This window comes from Streptosporangium sp. CA-115845 (assembly GCF_050943795.1).
In the GTDB taxonomy this organism is placed as follows: domain Bacteria; phylum Actinomycetota; class Actinomycetes; order Streptosporangiales; family Streptosporangiaceae; genus Streptosporangium.
Genome location: NZ_CP191988.1, coordinates 7,583,508 through 7,600,874 on the forward strand (window position 1 = coordinate 7,583,508; position 17,367 = coordinate 7,600,874).

At 65.5% G+C, this 17,367-nt stretch carries 21 protein-coding genes; 1 reads left to right on the forward strand and 20 read right to left on the reverse strand.

Going from position 1 to position 17,367, the window contains the following annotated elements; all coding sequences use genetic code 11:
• Window positions 1–10 precede the first annotated feature (10 nt).
• From ACQP0P_RS36135 to ACQP0P_RS36155, 5 genes are all read right to left on the reverse strand, one after another.
• A complete protein-coding gene (locus tag ACQP0P_RS36135; protein ID WP_433363976.1) occupies window positions 11–1,090 on the reverse strand; it encodes a phage distal tail protein in 1,080 nt (359 codons plus the stop codon).
• 9 nt (window positions 1,091–1,099) lie between these two features.
• A complete protein-coding gene (locus ACQP0P_RS36140; protein WP_433363979.1) occupies window positions 1,100–1,801 on the reverse strand; it encodes a hypothetical protein in 702 nt (233 codons plus the stop codon).
• A gap of 3 nt (window positions 1,802–1,804) precedes the next feature.
• A complete protein-coding gene (locus ACQP0P_RS36145) occupies window positions 1,805–2,290 on the reverse strand; it encodes a hypothetical protein (protein ID WP_433363982.1) in 486 nt (161 codons plus the stop codon).
• Window positions 2,291–2,358: 68 nt separating this feature from the next.
• Window positions 2,359–2,823: a hypothetical protein gene (locus ACQP0P_RS36150; protein ID WP_433363985.1), complete on the reverse strand. Its 465-nt coding sequence runs from the start codon at window positions 2,821–2,823 to the stop codon at window positions 2,359–2,361.
• On the reverse strand, window positions 2,813–3,133 hold the full coding sequence (locus ACQP0P_RS36155; protein ID WP_433363988.1) for a hypothetical protein: 321 nt from the start codon (window positions 3,131–3,133) through the stop codon (window positions 2,813–2,815). The genes ACQP0P_RS36150 and ACQP0P_RS36155 overlap by 11 nt, the downstream gene beginning before the upstream one ends.
• Window positions 3,134–3,218: 85 nt before the next feature.
• On the opposite strand from ACQP0P_RS36155, the gene ACQP0P_RS36160 reads away from it, so the two are divergent.
• Entirely contained in the window at window positions 3,219–3,716 is a 498-nt protein-coding gene (locus tag ACQP0P_RS36160; RefSeq protein ID WP_433363991.1) for a DUF4429 domain-containing protein, read from the forward strand.
• Between the two features lie 15 nt (window positions 3,717–3,731).
• Here the strand turns inward: ACQP0P_RS36160 and ACQP0P_RS36165 are convergent, their stop codons facing one another.
• The 15 genes from ACQP0P_RS36165 to ACQP0P_RS36235 form a co-directional block, all read right to left on the reverse strand.
• Window positions 3,732–7,814 carry an NlpC/P60 family protein gene (locus ACQP0P_RS36165; RefSeq protein ID WP_433363994.1) on the reverse strand — a complete coding sequence of 1,361 codons (4,083 nt, stop codon included), beginning with the start codon at window positions 7,812–7,814 and terminating at the stop codon, window positions 3,732–3,734.
• Window positions 7,815–7,850: 36 nt separating this feature from the next.
• Complete coding sequence (locus tag ACQP0P_RS36170; protein WP_433363997.1) at window positions 7,851–8,285, reverse strand: hypothetical protein; 435 nt, start codon at window positions 8,283–8,285, stop codon at window positions 7,851–7,853.
• A gap of 77 nt (window positions 8,286–8,362) precedes the next feature.
• The gene (locus tag ACQP0P_RS36175; protein ID WP_433363999.1) at window positions 8,363–8,707 is read right to left on the reverse strand and encodes a hypothetical protein; all 345 of its coding nucleotides are present in this window, start codon (window positions 8,705–8,707) and stop codon (window positions 8,363–8,365) included.
• The gene (locus tag ACQP0P_RS36180) at window positions 8,707–9,291 is read right to left on the reverse strand and encodes a hypothetical protein (RefSeq protein ID WP_433364002.1); all 585 of its coding nucleotides are present in this window, start codon (window positions 9,289–9,291) and stop codon (window positions 8,707–8,709) included. Before ACQP0P_RS36180 ends, ACQP0P_RS36175 begins: the two co-directional genes overlap by 1 nt.
• Before the next feature lie 79 nt (window positions 9,292–9,370).
• Window positions 9,371–9,748, reverse strand: coding sequence for a hypothetical protein (locus ACQP0P_RS36185; RefSeq protein WP_433364005.1), 378 nt, complete (start codon window positions 9,746–9,748; stop codon window positions 9,371–9,373).
• The gene (locus ACQP0P_RS36190; RefSeq protein WP_433364008.1) at window positions 9,745–10,050 is read right to left on the reverse strand and encodes an HK97 gp10 family phage protein; all 306 of its coding nucleotides are present in this window, start codon (window positions 10,048–10,050) and stop codon (window positions 9,745–9,747) included. The genes ACQP0P_RS36185 and ACQP0P_RS36190 overlap by 4 nt, the downstream gene beginning before the upstream one ends.
• A gap of 11 nt (window positions 10,051–10,061) precedes the next feature.
• Complete coding sequence (locus ACQP0P_RS36195) at window positions 10,062–10,385, reverse strand: hypothetical protein (protein ID WP_433364011.1); 324 nt, start codon at window positions 10,383–10,385, stop codon at window positions 10,062–10,064.
• Complete coding sequence (locus tag ACQP0P_RS36200; protein ID WP_433364014.1) at window positions 10,382–11,212, reverse strand: glycosyltransferase family 4 protein; 831 nt, start codon at window positions 11,210–11,212, stop codon at window positions 10,382–10,384. The genes ACQP0P_RS36195 and ACQP0P_RS36200 overlap by 4 nt, the downstream gene beginning before the upstream one ends.
• Window positions 11,213–11,367: 155 nt before the next feature.
• Window positions 11,368–11,985, reverse strand: coding sequence for a hypothetical protein (locus tag ACQP0P_RS36205; protein WP_433364017.1), 618 nt, complete (start codon window positions 11,983–11,985; stop codon window positions 11,368–11,370).
• 9 nt (window positions 11,986–11,994) lie between these two features.
• Window positions 11,995–12,927 (reverse strand): glycosyltransferase family 4 protein, encoded by a 933-nt coding sequence (locus tag ACQP0P_RS36210; protein ID WP_433364020.1) that lies wholly within the window; start codon window positions 12,925–12,927, stop codon window positions 11,995–11,997.
• Between the two features lie 114 nt (window positions 12,928–13,041).
• A complete protein-coding gene (locus ACQP0P_RS36215) occupies window positions 13,042–13,995 on the reverse strand; it encodes a phage major capsid protein (RefSeq protein ID WP_433364023.1) in 954 nt (317 codons plus the stop codon).
• A gap of 73 nt (window positions 13,996–14,068) precedes the next feature.
• Window positions 14,069–14,674 (reverse strand): hypothetical protein, encoded by a 606-nt coding sequence (locus ACQP0P_RS36220; RefSeq protein ID WP_433364026.1) that lies wholly within the window; start codon window positions 14,672–14,674, stop codon window positions 14,069–14,071.
• 99 nt (window positions 14,675–14,773) lie between these two features.
• On the reverse strand, window positions 14,774–15,235 hold the full coding sequence (locus tag ACQP0P_RS36225; RefSeq protein ID WP_433364029.1) for an AAA family ATPase: 462 nt from the start codon (window positions 15,233–15,235) through the stop codon (window positions 14,774–14,776).
• Window positions 15,190–15,957 (reverse strand): hypothetical protein, encoded by a 768-nt coding sequence (locus ACQP0P_RS36230; protein ID WP_433364032.1) that lies wholly within the window; start codon window positions 15,955–15,957, stop codon window positions 15,190–15,192. The genes ACQP0P_RS36225 and ACQP0P_RS36230 overlap by 46 nt, the downstream gene beginning before the upstream one ends.
• Window positions 15,944–17,347: a phage portal protein gene (locus ACQP0P_RS36235; protein WP_433364035.1), complete on the reverse strand. Its 1,404-nt coding sequence runs from the start codon at window positions 17,345–17,347 to the stop codon at window positions 15,944–15,946. The genes ACQP0P_RS36230 and ACQP0P_RS36235 overlap by 14 nt, the downstream gene beginning before the upstream one ends.
• Between the last annotated feature and the right edge of the window lie 20 nt (window positions 17,348–17,367).

The window sequence follows — 17,367 nt, forward strand, 5'->3', positions numbered from 1 at the left end:
ACGGCTAGGGCTAGAGGTAGGAGCTGCGGAACTGCAGCTCGATACCGGCGCTTCCGCCGGAGGAGACGTTGTACGAGATCGTGTTCGCGCCAGCTCCGAGGACCCACTCTTCGACGGGCACGGACAAAGACGACAGGGTGTCCATGGCGTCTTCGCCGTTGATCGTGACGGTGCCGGCGTTGGTGTCGATGTCGAGGAGTTGGCCCTCTTCGACGTTGACGACGAATCGGAGGATCCGACCGAGGCTGGTGTTGGTGATGACCGGGTTAGCGACTGGGCCGAATACTTTGATCCGCGGGCTGGTGGACACGTCCCCGTCGTTGGTGCAGTCGTCCGCCCCTCCGGCGTCCACGGTGACGGACTGCTGCTGTAGGTCGTACCGTCTGGGGTCGGGGCACACCCAGCGCACGGACACTGCGGTCCAGCGCTGCCCGTACAACCCTGCTGGCATGACGCGCGCCTGTGCTTTCGCTCGGGCGAGCAGGGTCTCTCCGAGGGTGCGGATCGTCAGTGTCTGCTCGGAGCCGTCCTCTGAGACGCCGAGTGCGCGACGAAGGTTACGCATGGCCAGCACCCACGCGGTGGAGTCCCGAGGCCCGTCGATCGCGATCGTCGCTGACACGGTGCGCTCTTGCGCGTAGTCCCGCCCTGACCAGGAGCCATGCCGGGCCGACCGTGGCGCGTTACCGGAGTCAAGCTCGGGTAGGTCGTCCCAGCCTTCGACGCCTGGTTCGAGGATTTGGTACACGTTTCCGTGGCCGCCGAGGAGAAGGCGCCCCCACTCGATTTGGAAGTCGCCGGTGATGAGCTCGCCGGCCAGGATCGGCGTGAAGATGTCGAGCGCCGGGAACTCGGCGGATGTCTCGAAGATCGGCAGAGCGAGGCGGACGTCTTTGCGGACCACCAGCGCCGGAAACTCGGCGACCGTCTCGAAGGCGCCGAGTGGGACGGTGATGCCCGGCGTGAAGATGTCGAGCGCCGGGAACTCGGCAGCCGTCTCGAAGGCTGGCAGCGACGGGTGAGCATCGTGGTTGCGGGGCTGCCGGACAACGATCGGCCGGTTCGGATGGCCTCGCCCGATACGAGCCACAAGCCCCCCTTACCAGCGTGAGGAGCGGTTGACCGCCTGAGAGACAACGACAGGGCGGCGCGGCGGCTGATCAGGCAGGGACGCCACATCGATGGTGAAACCATGCCGGTAGCCGATGGTTTCTGAGGCGATGAAGTTCAGCGCGTCCGTCGCATCAGCTGAGGTGAGGAGCTTGGTCGCGAGGCAAGCAGTCGTGTTGTCGCCTTGCAGGTCAGCTTGTTTGGTGTACCCAACGGGAGCAGTCCAGGTGACTGGTTCGAAGTCCGGGTTGCCCGCTGCCCACCGCAACTCGAAGTCGTTAACCCCTGTGGGAGTGGTTGCTGGTGTGGTGACTGTGGTGCCGAACGTGTCAGCGCCTGCTTGTGCCAGGACTGGGGTGATGTTTCCATCGGCACCCATGATGGCGACGACCGCGACGACCCCCATGCCCGCACTGTTTTGCGTGAAACCGTAGTTCGCTGGCTCGCTGCTGCCTGCGACCTTCCACGACACCTTGGTCTTCATGTCATGCGTGGTGCCGCTGTTGCGGGTGCCGAGAGACTGCCAGGTGGCGCCCCCCGTCGGGGTGCCCATCTGTGCCAGGGTGCCCTCGTCCGTGGAATGAAGAGCGATCAGAACGTCACCGACCACCGTGCCGGAAGGCTTGGTGACGTTGAATGATCCAACGCTGTTAGGGGTTGCGCTGGCGACCGAACGCAGAGAAGCCGCCACCTGCTAAGCCCTCTCAAACCACAAGCCAGCTCGAACATCAACACCGGCAGGGGCGGCGCAACGGAGCGCGAAACCCTCACCCAGCGGCGAATCCGGGCCTTCACCGAGAGCCCATTCGTAGAGAACCAAGCCGCCATTCGGGGTGAGCAAGAACTCTTCGATGACGGCCAGCACGGTCGGCTCGTTCGACGCGTTCCACGCCTTCGCGCCAGTGAAGCCGGTGCCCGCGAGCCGCCCGTACGCCTGGCGCACGGTCACGCTCGTGGACTGTGTGCCGGGAGCGTTCGTGGCGAACGTAGCCGCGCACACCTCGACCAGTACCGGGACCGCGCTGGCCGACGTGCCGTTGAAGCCGACACGGAGCTTTCGCAGGTCAACGCCGTGGTTGGCGGTGGTGGCGCCGCTCTTGACGCCGAGGATGGTTCGGGCCGTACCTCCGGTCAGGGGGACGGCGCCCTCAGTAGTGATCGAGTAGCCACTTTTGGCCATGGATGCTCTCCGTCTCGGGGCATGAAAAAAGCCCCACCGGCTGGGTGAGGCATCAGGGGGAGGTCGGGTTAGGCGGTCGCGCCCAGGAGGTTCTGCCGCCACACCCCATCGGAGTGGAAGGTGATTTCAAAAAGGCCGTCCTGGGTGGAGTATGCCTGGCCGAAGCGGCGGAAGAGAACACACCGATCGGACAGGCCAGGCGCGTAGACCAAACCACCCTCAGCGTCGGTGATGGTCGAGTCCGCCCAGCCGACCGGATCGAACTTCCAGCCCGCCTTGCCTGTGCTCCCGAGCTCGGCGAACGACACCACGGCGGGTGTCTCTCCGCCTGCCGTATAGCCGGTACCTGAAACCTCGCCGGCGTCCCATGGATCCACGCCGTAGGCGGGATTGGACTGGGAGAAGTTCGGCACGACCGCATTGGTGTACATGGCGATCTTGAATGCAGCTGCTGACGACAGATCCAGCGCAATCGTGTTCGTCAGCGCCTTGACGAACGTGTCGACAAACACAGCGTCGCGGTCAATTGCCATCAGCGCCTCGCAATCCCAAGTTGATACGGACATCACGGCGGCCGTCGCTGTGCTCTGTGGTGTCGTGGCCCAACTGGTCGCGGGTCTTCTGCCAGGTGGTGCCGTCATCACGCCGACCGCTCTGGCGCTGGTCATGGGTGGCGTGAGACCAGCCCTCAGGGCGGGTTTGGATGTGCTTGTCCCGCAGGTACGCCCCATAGGACGGCCACCGGGACGGGTCGTATTCGGGCACGCCGAAGCCGCCTCCCAACAGGTCAAAGAAGTAGGAATTCGGGATTCTCGGTAACAGATCGACGCGATACGACCACATGACGCCGACGGGACATGGCAAACTGCCGGTCGGTCGGGGAAAACCAACGCGCATGCGCGCTAACCACCAGCAGGAAAGAGGCCCGATGCGCGCGGACGGTTACTTGGGTGGATGGGTTGAGTTCGACGGCCAGTTCGTCACCATCGGCCACAGCGGCGTCTCCCGCATGGTGGCCGGCGGAGGAACCAAACGAGTCCACGTCACCGATATCGGCGCCATCCAGCTCAAACCTGCAGGGCTGCTCACCAACGGCTTCATCCAGTTCGCGATCAGCGGCTCCCCTGAGCTGCGCTCACGGGTAGGCCACCGAACGATGGAAGCCGGACGCGACGAGAACAGCGTCATATTCACCCGTAAGCACCAACCCCATTTCGAAGCTCTAGCCCACGCGATCGATCAAGCCAAAGCAGCAATACGCATGCCGCCCCCTTCGCCCCAGCAGAGCGATGTGGCAAGCCAACTCGCGACGATGTGGCGACTCGTGGAGCAGCGCGCCATGACTCGCGACGAGTTCGAGGCGCAGAAGGCTCGCCTCCTCGGCACACCAGCGCCTCGCCCTAATCAGCAAAGGCCGCGGGGTTAGTTCCCCCACGGCCTCCTACCGGCCACCGCGAGCTCGGACTCCGGTACCCATGATGAACTGTAGGTCCTTCGCAATCCCATACGGCGACTGCTCCGGGGTGGCGTGGAACTCCTCGATGTTGAGGAGTGCTCCGTCGCCGCCGCGTGTCCCGCCTTGCTGGACGGCCTGCCACTGCTGGTCAGTGAGAACCGGCTCGGGCCTGCCAGTACCGTTGTGCACCAACGACGTGCCAGGCATGAGGAACCCGCCGCTGTCGTACGTTGGTGCGTGCCCGATCAACTGAGCAGCGCGGGCGGCGACCTCCCGAACCTTCAGCCCCGTCTGCGGAGCCTCGATGATCCGGTTCGGCGAGCCATAAATCCACACGTGCCCCGGATTTGGGAAGCCCAGCATGCCCGCCTGCGGCTTGGCTGCCGGCGTCACCCACTTCATCTGATCTTGGCTGACTCTCGGCACGTCGGTACGACCCGCAGCCTGCATGGCACGCATGACCAGGCCGGAGCAGTCGAACGAGTTCGGGCCGGTCGCTCCCCACTCGTACGGCTTACCGATCTGCTCCCGCGCGTACTGAACGGCTTTCCCGCCGGACAGGCCGCCCGTTTCGGCGTCCTTCTTCGTGAGGAACGCCACCACCTCGGCGATCATCCGCTTCGGCACACCGACCAGCATCTTGGCCCACGGGCTGTTGCCCATCGCCGCGGCGGCCTTGTCCAGTAGCGGGTTCAAGAACGCCTCGCTGCCGGCCTTCACCCCGGCGCCGATCAAGCCGTCGATGATCCCGCCGTTCGCGAAACCACCCATGAACTTCGCAGCGCCGGACACTCCGCCGGACCGTGCCGCCTTGTTCGCCGAGTCGACGAACCCCGGACCGACAGCGCGGGTCCACTCGGGCCGCATGATGGCTTCACCGCCGGACACTGCGGCGAGCCCGATGTCGCGACCCGGCGTGTACCCCGGGTAGATGCCGCCGGTTGCGAGTTGTGGAATCTCTTTAAGCTTCAACTCCAGGCCGAGGGCGTCGGCCACCGTGTTCCACAGCTTGACGATGCCGCCGTTGTAGACGGTGCCGATGATGAAGTTCACCGGCTTCTTCGCCATCTCCTGGATCTTGGCCCACGCGGAACCGACCATCCCGACGCCCTTGTCGAACGCGTTCGGGATGTCCTTGGTGATGAAGTCCTTCAGGAAGTTGAAGACCGGAAGGATCACCTTGGTCCACGCGTCGCTGATCGCCTGGCCGATCTTCGAGAACGCGGGCTTGATCACGTTCTCGTACAGCCAACTGATCTTCGGGGCGAGAGTTTCAGTGATGAACGACCACAAAGCCTTCAAAGCGGGCTGGATCACCAGGGTCCACGCCGCCTTGATAGCCTCGCCCGCCTTGGCGAACGCGGGCTTGATGACGTTCTCCCACAACCAGCTGATCTTTGGGGCAAGCACCGTCGTAATGAACGTCCACAACGCCTGCAACGCGGGCTTGATGACGTTCTCCCACGCGACCTTGACCGCGGTAGAGATCCCCGTCCACGCGGGGACGATGACGTTCTGCCACAGCCACTTCAAAGCAGGCGCCAGCACGGTGTTCCAGAACGTCACCAGCGCCTCAAGCGCTGGTTTGATGACGTTCTCCCACGCCCAGGACACGGCCTGCCCGACCGCTTGGAACGCCGCATCGACGATCTGCCGGAACGTCTCCGAGTTTTGATAGGCGTACGTCAGCCCAGCCACGAGCAGGCCGATCGCTGTAATGATCAGGCCGATCGGGTTCGCACTTAACGCGACGTTCAGGATCTTCTGCGAGATGCCCCAAGCCTTCACACCCAACGCGACCGCACCAACCGCAGTGGCTATAGCGGCGAGGGTCTCGGGCGGCATCTTGGCGAGCAGACCCGCTAGGCCAGACAGGCCAGACAGGGCGCCGGACCCCAGCGGAGCCAGGCCGACAATGAGATTCTTGACCGCCGCGGCGACGTTAGCGAACAGCGTCTTTACAGTCGGCCAATTCGCCTGCACGTAGCCGACGAATGCCCTAAACCCTTCGGACTTTCCGAGGTTCTTGCCCCAGGTAGCGAACGCGGCGGTGGCCTTCTCCAGCCCCCCGACGAACGTCGAGACAAACGGCAGGAATGCCCTGATCAGCCCGGCGATGCCGACACCGATGTTGCCGAGGCTCTTACCGAGCCCGGTGATCGCCGTAGGCGCCACGGTCGACAGATCCTTAAAGAAGGTCGACGCCCCGACTGCCTTGGCCGCGGACTTCTCCAGCCCGACCAGCGCGTCTGCACTCCCCTTGATCAACGGGGTTAGTGGCTTGAAAAGCTTCGCCACCACATCGAGCCCACCAGTGATCACCGGCAGGACCGCAGGGCCGAGTTCCTTTTGGAACTGCTCGTAGGCGTCTTTGAACGCCTTGATCTGCTTGGCGGCGACCGCTTCCGCAGGCGAGAGTTCAGCGGTCTTCTGCCCGCTCTTCGCCTGTGTCGCGGCTGCTGTTTGAGCGGCGCGTTTCGCGGCGTCCTTCGCCTGCTCCTTGCGGATCTTCTCCTGCAGTTCCGCGATCTTGCGCTGGCGTTTCTGCTGCTCAATGGCGCGCTTGGCGTCGTCGACGCGGTCCTCTGCGTCCTGGACTGCCTTCCTGGCTTCGGCTACACGCTTAGCTGCTTCCTCGCCCGCTTTGCCGGACTCCGCGTACGCCTGCGCGAGTTGGCGTTCCTGGTCGATGACCCGCTGGTTCGCTGCCTCGACAGCTTCTTTCGCCGAGACCACACGGTCATTTCCCTCAACGCCCTTGGCCTGCTCTTCTTGGAGTTTCTCCTGCTCGGCCCGCAGTTCCTCGACGCGCAACTGTGTGCGCTCATAGGCGATCGACGCGCGCTCAATGTCCTCGGGGTTGCCCTTCGCGCGGGCAGCGTTCAGGTCCCGCTCGGCGTCGGCGAGGTCGAGCGCTGCCTGCCGCTGGTCGAGAGCGTTGCCCCTGAGACTGCGGGAAATGTCCTGCAGATTCTTGATCGCATCACGGCGGGCCTTGTTGAGAGACTCCTGTGCTTTCAGCGCAGATCGTTGAGCGTCAGCGAGCGACTTCTCCGCCTGAGCTGCCCGAGCAGCGGCGGATACCTGCGCCTGAGCCGCAGCTTGAACCGCCGAACTCAGCCGCTGCTTGGCAGTAGTAACCCCAGCAACGGCGTCCTTCACTCGGTCCTGGGCAGCCCGCATCTGATCAGCGGCATTCGCCGCCTGAAGCTGCTTGATCTGCGCTTGAGCCGACTCGATCGCCAGGTTCCGGGTTGCCCCTGCGGCCGAGCTGAGACCGGACGCGGCTCTCCCCGCAGCCTGCTCCTGCTCCTTCAGCGCCTCGTTGATCCGCCCCACCGCTGGCGCCGCTACTGCGGCGAGCCCCACGAGCCCCGCGCCGGCGGACGCGAGTACTCCACCGAGCGCGCCGACTCCCAAAGCGGCCGATGCCGCGAGAGGGATCGCCGCCAATGCTGCGGTGACCAGGCCAATCTGTGCGAGCGCGCCAGCGACGTCCACGTCCACACGGGCGTTCGCAGTGCGCCCGTCGACCCGGGACAAGCCCGCCTCGACTGCGGCGAGTTCCGCCAGCGCGGAGGCGACATCTACCCGCAGGTCAGCGGACACGGCACGGCCGTCGATCGAGGAGAGTTCCCTTTGGATCGCCGCAAGCTCCGCCTGTGCGGCGCCAGCGTCGATGTCGATACCAACGGTCCGAGACGACAGGGCTTCCATGCGTGCGCGAAGCTGCTGGATCTGCGCCTGGGCAGGCGAGGTATTGGCATCTACTTCGACCTTCGGCAAGGACTGCAACGCGCTCTGAAGAGCGCGCTTGAATCCCTGTGCGAAGGCGCCGCCAACTGCGGCACCTTCGGCCGGGGCCTGCTGCTGTTGCCTTTGTGACTGCTGCTTCAGCGAGTCGTAGACGCCCCCCAGGGAGTCTTTGATGCCGCGCTGGATGTCACGGCCGACGTCTTGTCCGACCTTGTACGCGCCGGGGAGGAGTTGCCGCTTCAGGTCGGCGGTGAAGGTCTTCGCGGACGGGATGACCGGGACGACGACTTCGCCAGCCTGGAATTCCGCCACGACCCACCACCAATCGTGAGTCGTGGGATCGCTATGTCAGGGGCGAGCTTGTGGTGCGGCCTTCACCGGCGGACTGTTCTGCCAAGTGCCCGCCAAGGTGCCGCCGTTGATGCGAGCCCACACCGCTTCCTGCTGCTGCGGAGTGAGCTGGCGACGCGTCTTGCCTTTGACCTTCACCCCAGGTCGCGGGGTGGGTTCGGGCTTCTTGGGTTTGCCACCGTTGGCCGCGGCGAGAATGTAGGCGATCCACCGCAGCGTGTCGCTCTGGGCTGCGACCAACATCTCCAGATGCGACCACTGGCCTTGAGAGGGGTCAGCGGACTTACTCGCCCGTTCGATCTCCGAGCTCGACATCTTGTTCCGCATCGCCGTCTTGAACGCCGATTCCGGTGGCAGGTGACGAATCAGGTTCCCCACCAGCCGCCAGGTCAGCTTTGCTTCGCCGCCGCCGGGCCTCCACAGGTCGCGCAAGTCGGTGCGGTGGCAGTGGATCCACAGATCGGCCTCGATCGCGTCGTAATGCTCGGCGAGCAGCGCGACGAGGCCGGCTATTCCCCCCGGGTGAGACCCTGGTAGTGCTTAGTGCACGCCTCGAAGAGGGCGTTGATGTCCTCGCTGGAGACGTTCGGGACTCTACAGAACCGCTCGTAGTCGTCGCCGAGCAGTTCAGCAACGAACTTACGGAAGTCACCGCTGTCGCCGCCGAGGTCTGCCGCGACCTGCCAGTCGGCCTCGCCGGGCGGCTTCATGGTGAAGAACTCGCCGTCGATGTCGAACACGAACGGTTTGCCGACCGCTTCGCGCTGCCGGTCCCGCAGGGAGAACAGGGAGACGAGAGCGCCGTCCTCTGTGATGACCTTGGATGCCTTGATGGCGCGCTGAGTAGGAGGCATCAGGACAGGTGCTCCCCAACCGCCGGCGCCAGGTAAGCGTGGTAGACGAGAGCTCCCAGAGCGTCCGGGTAGGTGGAGATGGTCCACTCGTAGCCGACCATCTCACCCTGCGCGTAGGTCACGTCCGACCGCTCGGTGATCTCCCCTTCGGGGACGTAGAACCGCTCCCACGTCTCGCCGTCGTAGACGTCGAACAGCCAGGAACGCCGGTCAGGAGTCGGAGTCGCGGTCTCGACGTACTCAACGATGCCGTCCACGTCAGGGATAAGGTCCACTACCGGGATGCGGTTATGCAGACTCCTGACAATGGGGCGGTTCGTCTCCCACGCGGTGAAACTGAAGGTCCGCACCGAACTGGTCGTCACCGTTCGGAACGGCGACACCTGCCCCCACGGCGTGAACGACTCAGAGTCCTCCTCGATACCGTTGGTCAAGCCGTCGTCGGAGATCGCGCCGATCGCGAGCCACGCGCCAGTCGGAGCGGCAGCCGGGTTGGTGGGACGGGCAGTGCCGAGCTGCGCGCACCACGCGCCGCCGTTGCTGCCGACGACCGAGAGATCGGCGGCGCGGATGATGTTGACCATGGTGAGCTCCTTCAAGCCGCTGGTCGTGGGCATGCAAAAGCCCCCGGCCAGATGGCTCGGGGGCGGGAGGGGAAAGAGGTCAGGCGGGGTGGATGGCGAACTCGTAGTTCGCCTCGGCCTTCCGCATGTTCGGGTTGTCGTACGGCACGTGGTGAGGCCCGGTGCTGGTCTTCACCTTGTTGATCACGGCCCCCCGATACGTGGTGCGGGCGAGTTCCTCGTGAAGAAGGCGCTGCACCTGAAGGGCCAAGTCCATTGCGGTAGGCCCGTCCGTATGAAACGTGGCGATGTCCACGGACGGCCGGTCGACTCTGAACCCGTCGTAGGCGCCGCTGACGCGCCGCACCAGCAGCCAGGGCAGTTGATCGTCGAGGTCGGACGGGGTCTCGGTGGAGGCAGTGGCGCCTACGATCGTCTCCTCAAGCCACGCCACCAGCAGCGCCTCAATGTCGATCATTCGGCTCCTGCCGCTTTGCCCATCGTTCGATGGCGCGGTGTCTTCGACGTGCCCCACTCCACATACGCGGCGTTCGGCGCATCGTTGACGACCTTGGACACAGCGCGGGGTTTCCTGCCTGCTCGGACGCCGGTCTCGACCTTGAACGAGGCCGCGTACTGGCCGCTGTCACGCGGGGCGAGCCCTTCAGCTTTGCTCTTGACGCGCTCTGCTCGGGCTTCCATCTCCCGCTGCATCTGCTTGGAGCGGAGCATCTTCCCGATGCCTTTGTAGTCGCCTCTGAACTTCGCACGAGGAGCCACGAGCCACCCCCTCAGCCAGTGATGCGGGTCAATCGGACCTCGACGCCAGCCCGGGTCTGTGTGAACGGGCTGGCCCACTTCGACGGGATCCCGTTGACCTCGTACACCAGCCCCCGCACCTGGGCGCGCTCGTAGGCGGTGACGTCTGTGCCGTACGGCGCCAGCAGGGTCAGCGACTCGCTCGTCTGGTCTTGGCCTTGGATCTTCTCGGTGCTGCCGGTAGGCCAGACGATGCAGCCCGGTACCGGCGTCTCAGCCCACGTCCAGGTCGAGTTGCCGTGAGCGTCCCGAGGCCCAGGAGAACGGTGGAGAAAGACGACGACCTCGCCCCTCACCCGAGGGCCTCGATCGCCTCACACCACCGCGCCAGATCCGCAGCCGGGTCGAGCTGCTTGGAACGGCGCTTCGCCGCGGCGGACGCTGTCTCGTACACGGCCGGATCATCAAGGCGCTCGATCGCCGCCTGCCACCCGTCCAGGTCATCCCGGCGGACGAACGTGCCGGCCTTGCCGAGTGACTCCTTCAGCCCCGGCGTGGGACTGGCAATCACGGGGATACCGCTCGCCATGGCCTCGACGCCGGTCCGGCCCCAGCTTTCATACTCCGACGGCATGAGCAGGATCCGTGTCTGTCCGTAGACAGCCTTCGCCATCTCATCGCCGGGGACGTTGTCGACGATCTCAACGTTCGGCAGATCGCGAACGTCCTGCTCGCCGTAGGAACCGCGGACCGCGAGGAACTGCCGCTCAGGCATGCGCGCAGCGAGGTCCCAGAACAACCCAGCTCCCTTGTTGGGGAACAGGTTGATCAGCGTAATGTGGTCGCCTGGGCTGGCCGCGTAGTCGGCTGCGATGACCGGCGGCCGGACGATGACCTCCCGCTCGGGGCGGGCCAGTTTCGGATGCTGGTCGAAGTACTCGGCTGCCGCCGCGGCCATCCACTGCGAGTTGTAGACCGCGAGCGCCGTCGTACCGGAGCCGATCGCCTTGAACGTCGCCGGGAACGTGTTGTGCGCCAAGATGACGAGCGGACGACCCCAGCCGCGGGCAGCGGCAGCAGCCGACGGCACGTTCTCCAGGTGGGAGACGACCACCTTCGCCGTGCGGGCTTCCTTTCCGAAGTCGCGGCGGGCCGCAGGCGGGACAACGAGGACGCCGTCCAACTCGAATGGCTCCCGCTGGCCAGTCACCTCCGACAGGCGCACCTCGACCTGGTGTCCGCGCGCCGCGAGGGCTCGCAGGAGGCTGTGAGCAGCCCACTCGGCGCCGGCGTTGTGGTGCGGCGGGTAGGCGTGGAGCTTCGTGAGGATCCTCATCGTCACCCCACCCGCACAGAGATCATGCCGGTCGTCCGCCGGTAGCGGTCGAGTGTCTTTCGCTCAGCCTCTGACAGCGACACCATCGTGCCGATGCCAGCGGATTCGAGCCGGTAGGAGTAGGGGCCGATCGTCTCTGAGGTGATGCCGCCTACCGCAGTGGGGGCGGTGACGGTGCGCAGCACCATGCCGCATACGACCATGACCACGTCCGGCGGCACCTCGGCGCCGTGGCTGTAGGTGACGGCGAATGTTCCCGGGTAGCCGTCGTCATCGTCCCACCACACCTCCGGCAGGTTGATCACGAAGGTGCCCGCGCCGAGTCGGATCTTGTCGAGGCCGTCCCACCACCAGTCCACAAGCCCGACATTCGGGGCGCCGTTGATGCCGATCGCGATAACCGAGGTAACCCTGGTGACGGGTCTTTGCGGCAGGAGGATCATCCCGGCCTGTGATCGCAGCGTCACCGTGGACGTCGCCGGCCCGAAATTCTGGCCCGTGTAGGAGCGCACCAGCGCGGACGCATCCGCGAGCAGCGCATCCAAGCGGGCATCCTCCTCGCATGTCAGGTCCCGTCCGAGACGAGCCGCCAGGTCGGTCTTGGTTGCCAAATTGGCCACGAGCACCTCCTAAGCGGTCGCAAGGTGGCGGAAAGCAGCTCGGCGGACGGCGAGAATCTCCATGGCCGCGATCCAGCGCTCGATGTCCTCGGCGGGGTCGAGCTCAGCGGCGCGAGCCTTGGCCTTCTTGCTCGCCGCGGCGTACGCGCGAGGCTTGAGCAGGCTGTTGATCGCCGCTTCCCAGTCGTCGATCTTCCGCCGATCGCAGAAGATCCCCGCCTCACCAAGCGACTCCCGCAACCCCGGCGTCGGGTGAGCGATGACCGGGATGCCAGAGCACATGGCCTCGACGCCAGCCCGACCCCAGCTTTCGTAGTCGGACGGCATGAGCAGGATCCGCGTCCGGGCGTACACCGCGTCCCGCATCCGGTCGCCATCCAGGTGCTCGACGTGTTCGACATTCGGCAGATCTCGGAGGACCTGATGCCCGTACGCCCCATGTACAGCCAAGAAACGCAGGTTCGGGAAGCGTTCCGCCAGCGCGTAGAACGTCTTCGGGCCCTTCGGCTCGTACAAATTGATCAGGGTGATGCAGTCCCCTGGTGTGGTCGCATAATCGGCGACTGCGACCGGCGGCCGGACCACCACCGAGTCCACCGGCAGGTCAGCGAACTCCTCGGCCATCCACTCGCTGTTGTAGACCGCCAAGCTGATCCCGCGTTTGAGCTGGCCGCGGGTCGCGGTGAAGGTGTTGTGGACGACCTTCGCCACCGGGATCCTGTACGACTCTCCCAGTGCGGCGGCCCGTGGGGTGTTTTCCAGATGGGTCACGATCACGTCGGTGTCGGCAAGGAATCGGAACGGGTCCTCTTTCCCGCGATGCGGGTGGACGGTGATCCCGCCGATCTCGTAGGACGACGTGATCTCTGGGTGCCGCTGCGACAGCAGCACGTCCACCTCGTGGCCTCGGTCAACCAGGGCGTGCAGCATCGCCAGCACCATCCGCTCCGCCCCCGCATTGTGGTGCGGCGGGAACAGGTGCAGCATCGCGAGGACCCGCATGAGACTCCTTGAGCAGGCAGGCGGAGAGCCGTGCGCTCTCCGCCTGCGAGGGGGTTAGGAACCGGCGCCCTGAGCGACCACCAGGCCGAACGGGAACCGCGCGTTAGCGTTGGACTGCAGCGCCGTGACCGGGTTGGACGTCGCGAACGCCACCCGCATGGTGACGCGGAGCGCCACCGAGTCCTGCTGCATAAGGTTGAGGACGACTGCGCCGTTGGCGTCGGAGATGACACCCTGGTCGAACATCTTCCACGAGATGTCCTGGCGCATACCGATGATCGCCTTCGACCAGTCGCCCGCGATCAGGTCCGCCGCCGTCGCGTCCCAGGAGCCGTTGGTGACCTCCCGAATCGGGTACCCGTAGAGGTTGCCCGCGCCGGTGCCGTCCTGCAGGTTCGGCTGGTAGATCGGGATGCCGTCGTCCGACCGCATCCCGACGAGCTTCCACTTCAGGCCAGGGCGGCTAGCGAAACCGGTGATGGAGAAGCCGTCCTTGGCGATCAGCTCACCGAGAGCGGCCACGTCCTGGCCGAAGTCGTTGCCTGAGGTACCGGTGACGACGTTGCCCGCAGCGACCGCCGAGTGGTGGATGCTGTACGGCCAACTGGTGGGCTTGTCGACGCCGAACAGGCCCGCAGCGTCGATCTTCGCGCCGATCGCCTCAACGATCCGGGGACGAACCTCATCCCAGATCGGCACCTGCGCGTCATCGAGGTACGCCTCCGGGATGGGGACGATGACCGCGAGCTCCTCAGCGACGAGGCTGACGTTCTTCCAGTCGACGCTGGACGTCTGCTTCATCCCGCTGTCGCCGTTGACCCAGTACGCCATCGGCAGCACGTCCAGGACGGGCTGACGCTGAGTCTTGGTGCTCATCCGCACCTGCCCGGCCCGCTCCAGCAGGAACGACTTGGTCGGCATCTCCTGGATGATCTGGTCCGACACAGGAGTCGGGATCAGCGGGTCATCGGAATTGTCGCGGGAGACCAGAGAGTTATAGGTGGGCACGGGGCAACCTCATTTCAGGTATGCAGCGGCGCCGGGCCCCGTGCAAGGAATCCGGTAGCTGCGGTGATGGGGATCAGCGGCCAGCGAGGCGACGTAGGAAGTCGTTGCCGTCCGCGGGCTCGTAGTCGGCGGGCAGAGCGCCAGGGGTGAGCGATTCAACGGGCCGAGTTCGGGCGGGGTAGGAGTACTCCTCCTCGCCTTCGTCGACCTGCGGAGCGGGCGGAGGCGGCATCGCCGCAAGGCGCCGCGCCAGCTCAGCCTCAAGCTCACGGCTGAGCTCCTGAGCTGCCTCGTTGATCTCGTCCTCGGACTTGCCGCCGAGCCGATCCAGCAGAGACGTCGGAATGTTGTACGCCGCGGCGGCGAGCAGCTTGGCCCGCCCAATCTCCGCGGCAACAGCCCGCTCCTCAGCAGCGGCGACCCTGTCGGCCAGGCGCTGCTGTTCGGTCTTCTGGCTCTCCTCGAACTCGGCGTACTTCCGCGCCGCTTCAGCGTTCGCCTTAGCCGTGGCCTCGTGTTTCCTGGCCATGCTGCGCCACTTCGAGACTTCGGCTTCCCAGTCCTTCTGCGGTTCCTGCGGTTCGCCCGTGTCGGGCTCCTCAGGCTGCGCGTCCTCGACGTTCTGGTCGTCCTGCGTCGGCTCGGCCGGCTCGGCGAACTCGGTCGCGGTTTCAGACATTGACATCTCCCGTGTCGGGACAAGCCGCCGTGTCGGCGACCTTTGGGCATGCGGAAAGACCGGCGCCTGCCATGTCGGCTGGTCCGGTCAAGGAAAAAGTCAGTGAGGGTCGTCGACTGGGGACGGCTCGTAGCGGTCCCACCAGTCACGGATCGCCTGGCCGGTCCACTCAGGCCGGCCATCGGCTTCGGCCCGAGCGAGGGCTTCATCTGCGGGGACTGCTAGGACGACGACGCGGGCACCGAGACGCTCAGCAGCCGCTTCACGATCAGCGGGGTTCGGCAGGCAACGGATGACGAACGTCTCGCCATCGCCTCCTGCGGCGCGGTTTTCGAGGCTGCGCCGTATCTGTTCGGCCATGCGTTTGATGTGCCGCGGATGGTCGTGGGAGGAGCGGGAGCCAAGGGACCGGCAGATTGCGTCCAGGTCGATGATCCGGGCTCTTGGGCCGGCACGTGCTTCAACCCATGTGGTTTTGCCTGCGGCAGGAGGACCGCAGACCAGAGTGACAGCCATCATCCCCCCGCAGCCTTGTCGCGGCTCTCCCAGTGGCGACGCCATACCTTGCGCGCCTCCTCGCCGCCATGACCGGCAGTGATGCGCTTCCAGTCGGCGTACAACTCTTCGGCCCGGTGAAGGATAGGGCTGTCAGCATCGAAGATCGGCACCGCTTGACAACCATCGTGGTCGTGGTACTTGGCGCCGCCGTACCTGACGTCACCAGCAGTTTTGGCAGACGTATACACGGCTCCGCGGCCGATCAGCATCAGGCACCACGAGCATGAGTCGCCGTCGCCGATCCGGGCCCAGCCGAGCGCGTCCTCGTCGTCGTAGGAGGTGGCCTCCATGACGTCCCGACCGCCTTCAAGAGCAAGTCGGGTCGCGGTGCCGGACAACGTGACCGCCATCCGATCCCGTGCCTGCGCCGACGTAGCCCCCAGCCGCAGCGACCGCCGCATCACGGCCATGCCCGCACTGTCGAGAGCCGCCGACAACCGATCCGGGGTGAGTTCCCGCGGCTCGGCAGGCACGATCCCGCCAGGCAGGCCAACCGCAGTCCGCAGCCGCTGGTAGTACGGTCCGGCGAGGTTCGCAGACTGCTGCCTAGACGCGACGACCATCGCGGCGAGCGCCATCTGCGTCGCCGGCCACGACTCCTCGGCCCGCTCCACGTTGAACAGCATCTTCAACAGCTTCACGAGATCACGGACGAGACTGGACGAGACGACCCGCTGCTGCGCCTGGTAGGCCGCCGCGGCGCGCTTCTGCTCAGCCGCCGACATTGACGCCAACCGGAGGAGGAGGCGGGGCATCTTCCATCGCGTTCGCGGCGGCCTTCTGCTTGTCGACGATCGCGTTCAACTGCGCTTCGGCGTCGCCTCGCTCAGCGGCAGCCTTCCAGCGGGCCACATCGGTCTGCGTCACACCCGGGATCCGCTCCCACAGCTCCTGCGCGGGCACATCGAGCATCTGCTTCAGCTTCCCAAGCGCGTCCACCGTCGAGGCCAGAGCGCGGGCCTCGGTATCGCGCCATACGACTTGCGCAGACATGTCAGACCAGCCGCGCTTGTCGCCAGCCGCGAGGGAGGCAAGGCGGAGGGTCTGCTCGTGGCTCTCGCCGAACCCAGACTTACGCTCAGCGATCTTCCGCTGAAGCCCCGACTCGGCAGCAGCGAGAGCTTCCGCTGAGAGGTTGCTCATCTGCCCGAGCAGGTGGTGAGGAGGCGTCTGGGAGACAGTCGCGATGTGCCGGATCGTCTCCTCGGCCGATTTCAGGTAGCCCGAAAGATCCGTTTGGCCGAACTCCCCGAACTTCGTCCCCTCGTCCTCAGCCACCCACAGGCGGCTTACTGAGGCGTTGAACGGCTCCATCGGGTTGCCTTCCGAGTCGATCGGAGGCGCCATACCTGTGACCCATCGCTGCCTGAACGCGGCGTACTGCTGAGCCATGAGCAGGTTGAACGTGGTGCTGTTGAGTTGGTCTTGCATCTCGAACAGCGGCTCGACCTCGCCGCGGATGCAGTCCTCGCCATCCAGGTCATCGCCGTTGAGGTACCGGACGACCGGGCAGACCTTGAGGCCATGCTCCTCGCTCCGAACGAACAGCAGCTTGCCGCCTGGCTTGATGTCCTCCTTGAGGATGTACCGGTGTGTGTCGTCATAGAGGCGAACCGACCGGGTCTGCCCCTTGAGCCCGTTGCGGATCGTCTCCTCAACCGCAAATTCGGGCCACTCGTCATCAACCGGGTCCTCGTAGAACGCCGTCATGCGCTTCGGACTCTTTGGCGTGATCACCGGCGTCGGCTTACCTGGCATCACCACGTTGTAGGAGACGCCGTACTTCAGCGAAGCCCGGTGAAGCCCGTGCTGGCGGGCATCCATACGGTTGGCCTGCCAACTGTCCCAGGCGTCAGCGTTGACGTCTTTACCATTGGGCCGGTAACCATCCACGTACAGCGCCTGCGCAACCACCGTGATGACCAAGGGCAAGATGTTCACCTTGGCCCGCTTGATCAGCCACCGGTACTCCTGCCTGGCCCCCCGCGGCACGTACACCGACGACGCCTCGCCCCGCATGTACGCCGATATCTTCCGCAGCCTGGGCTGCTCCTGCTCGCGCATCTTCAGCAGCCGCCGCGAGGTATCGACAACATCCTTCTCGGAGAGGGCCACAAGCACCCCCTCGAATTGGT

Bases quoted from the DNA above. Each gene is read 5' to 3' on its own strand.
- ACQP0P_RS36230 (WP_433364032.1), bottom strand. From the start codon at position 15,957: ATGTCGGCGGCTGAGCAGAAGCGCGCCGCGGCGGCCTACCAGGCGCAG.
- ACQP0P_RS36155 (WP_433363988.1), bottom strand. From the start codon at position 3,133: ATGTGGTCGTATCGCGTCGATCTGTTACCGAGAATCCCGAATTCCTAC.
- ACQP0P_RS36150 (WP_433363985.1), bottom strand. From the start codon at position 2,823: ATGGCAATTGACCGCGACGCTGTGTTTGTCGACACGTTCGTCAAGGCG.
- ACQP0P_RS36180 (WP_433364002.1), bottom strand. From the start codon at position 9,291: ATGGTCAACATCATCCGCGCCGCCGATCTCTCGGTCGTCGGCAGCAAC.
- ACQP0P_RS36220 (WP_433364026.1), bottom strand. From the start codon at position 14,674: ATGTCTGAAACCGCGACCGAGTTCGCCGAGCCGGCCGAGCCGACGCAG.
- ACQP0P_RS36225 (WP_433364029.1), bottom strand. From the start codon at position 15,235: ATGGCGTCGCCACTGGGAGAGCCGCGACAAGGCTGCGGGGGGATGATG.
- ACQP0P_RS36185 (WP_433364005.1), bottom strand. From the start codon at position 9,748: ATGATCGACATTGAGGCGCTGCTGGTGGCGTGGCTTGAGGAGACGATC.
- ACQP0P_RS36160 (WP_433363991.1), top strand. From the start codon at position 3,219: ATGCGCGCGGACGGTTACTTGGGTGGATGGGTTGAGTTCGACGGCCAG.
- ACQP0P_RS36210 (WP_433364020.1), bottom strand. From the start codon at position 12,927: ATGGTGCTGGCGATGCTGCACGCCCTGGTTGACCGAGGCCACGAGGTG.
- ACQP0P_RS36175 (WP_433363999.1), bottom strand. From the start codon at position 8,707: ATGCCTCCTACTCAGCGCGCCATCAAGGCATCCAAGGTCATCACAGAG.
- ACQP0P_RS36145 (WP_433363982.1), bottom strand. From the start codon at position 2,290: ATGGCCAAAAGTGGCTACTCGATCACTACTGAGGGCGCCGTCCCCCTG.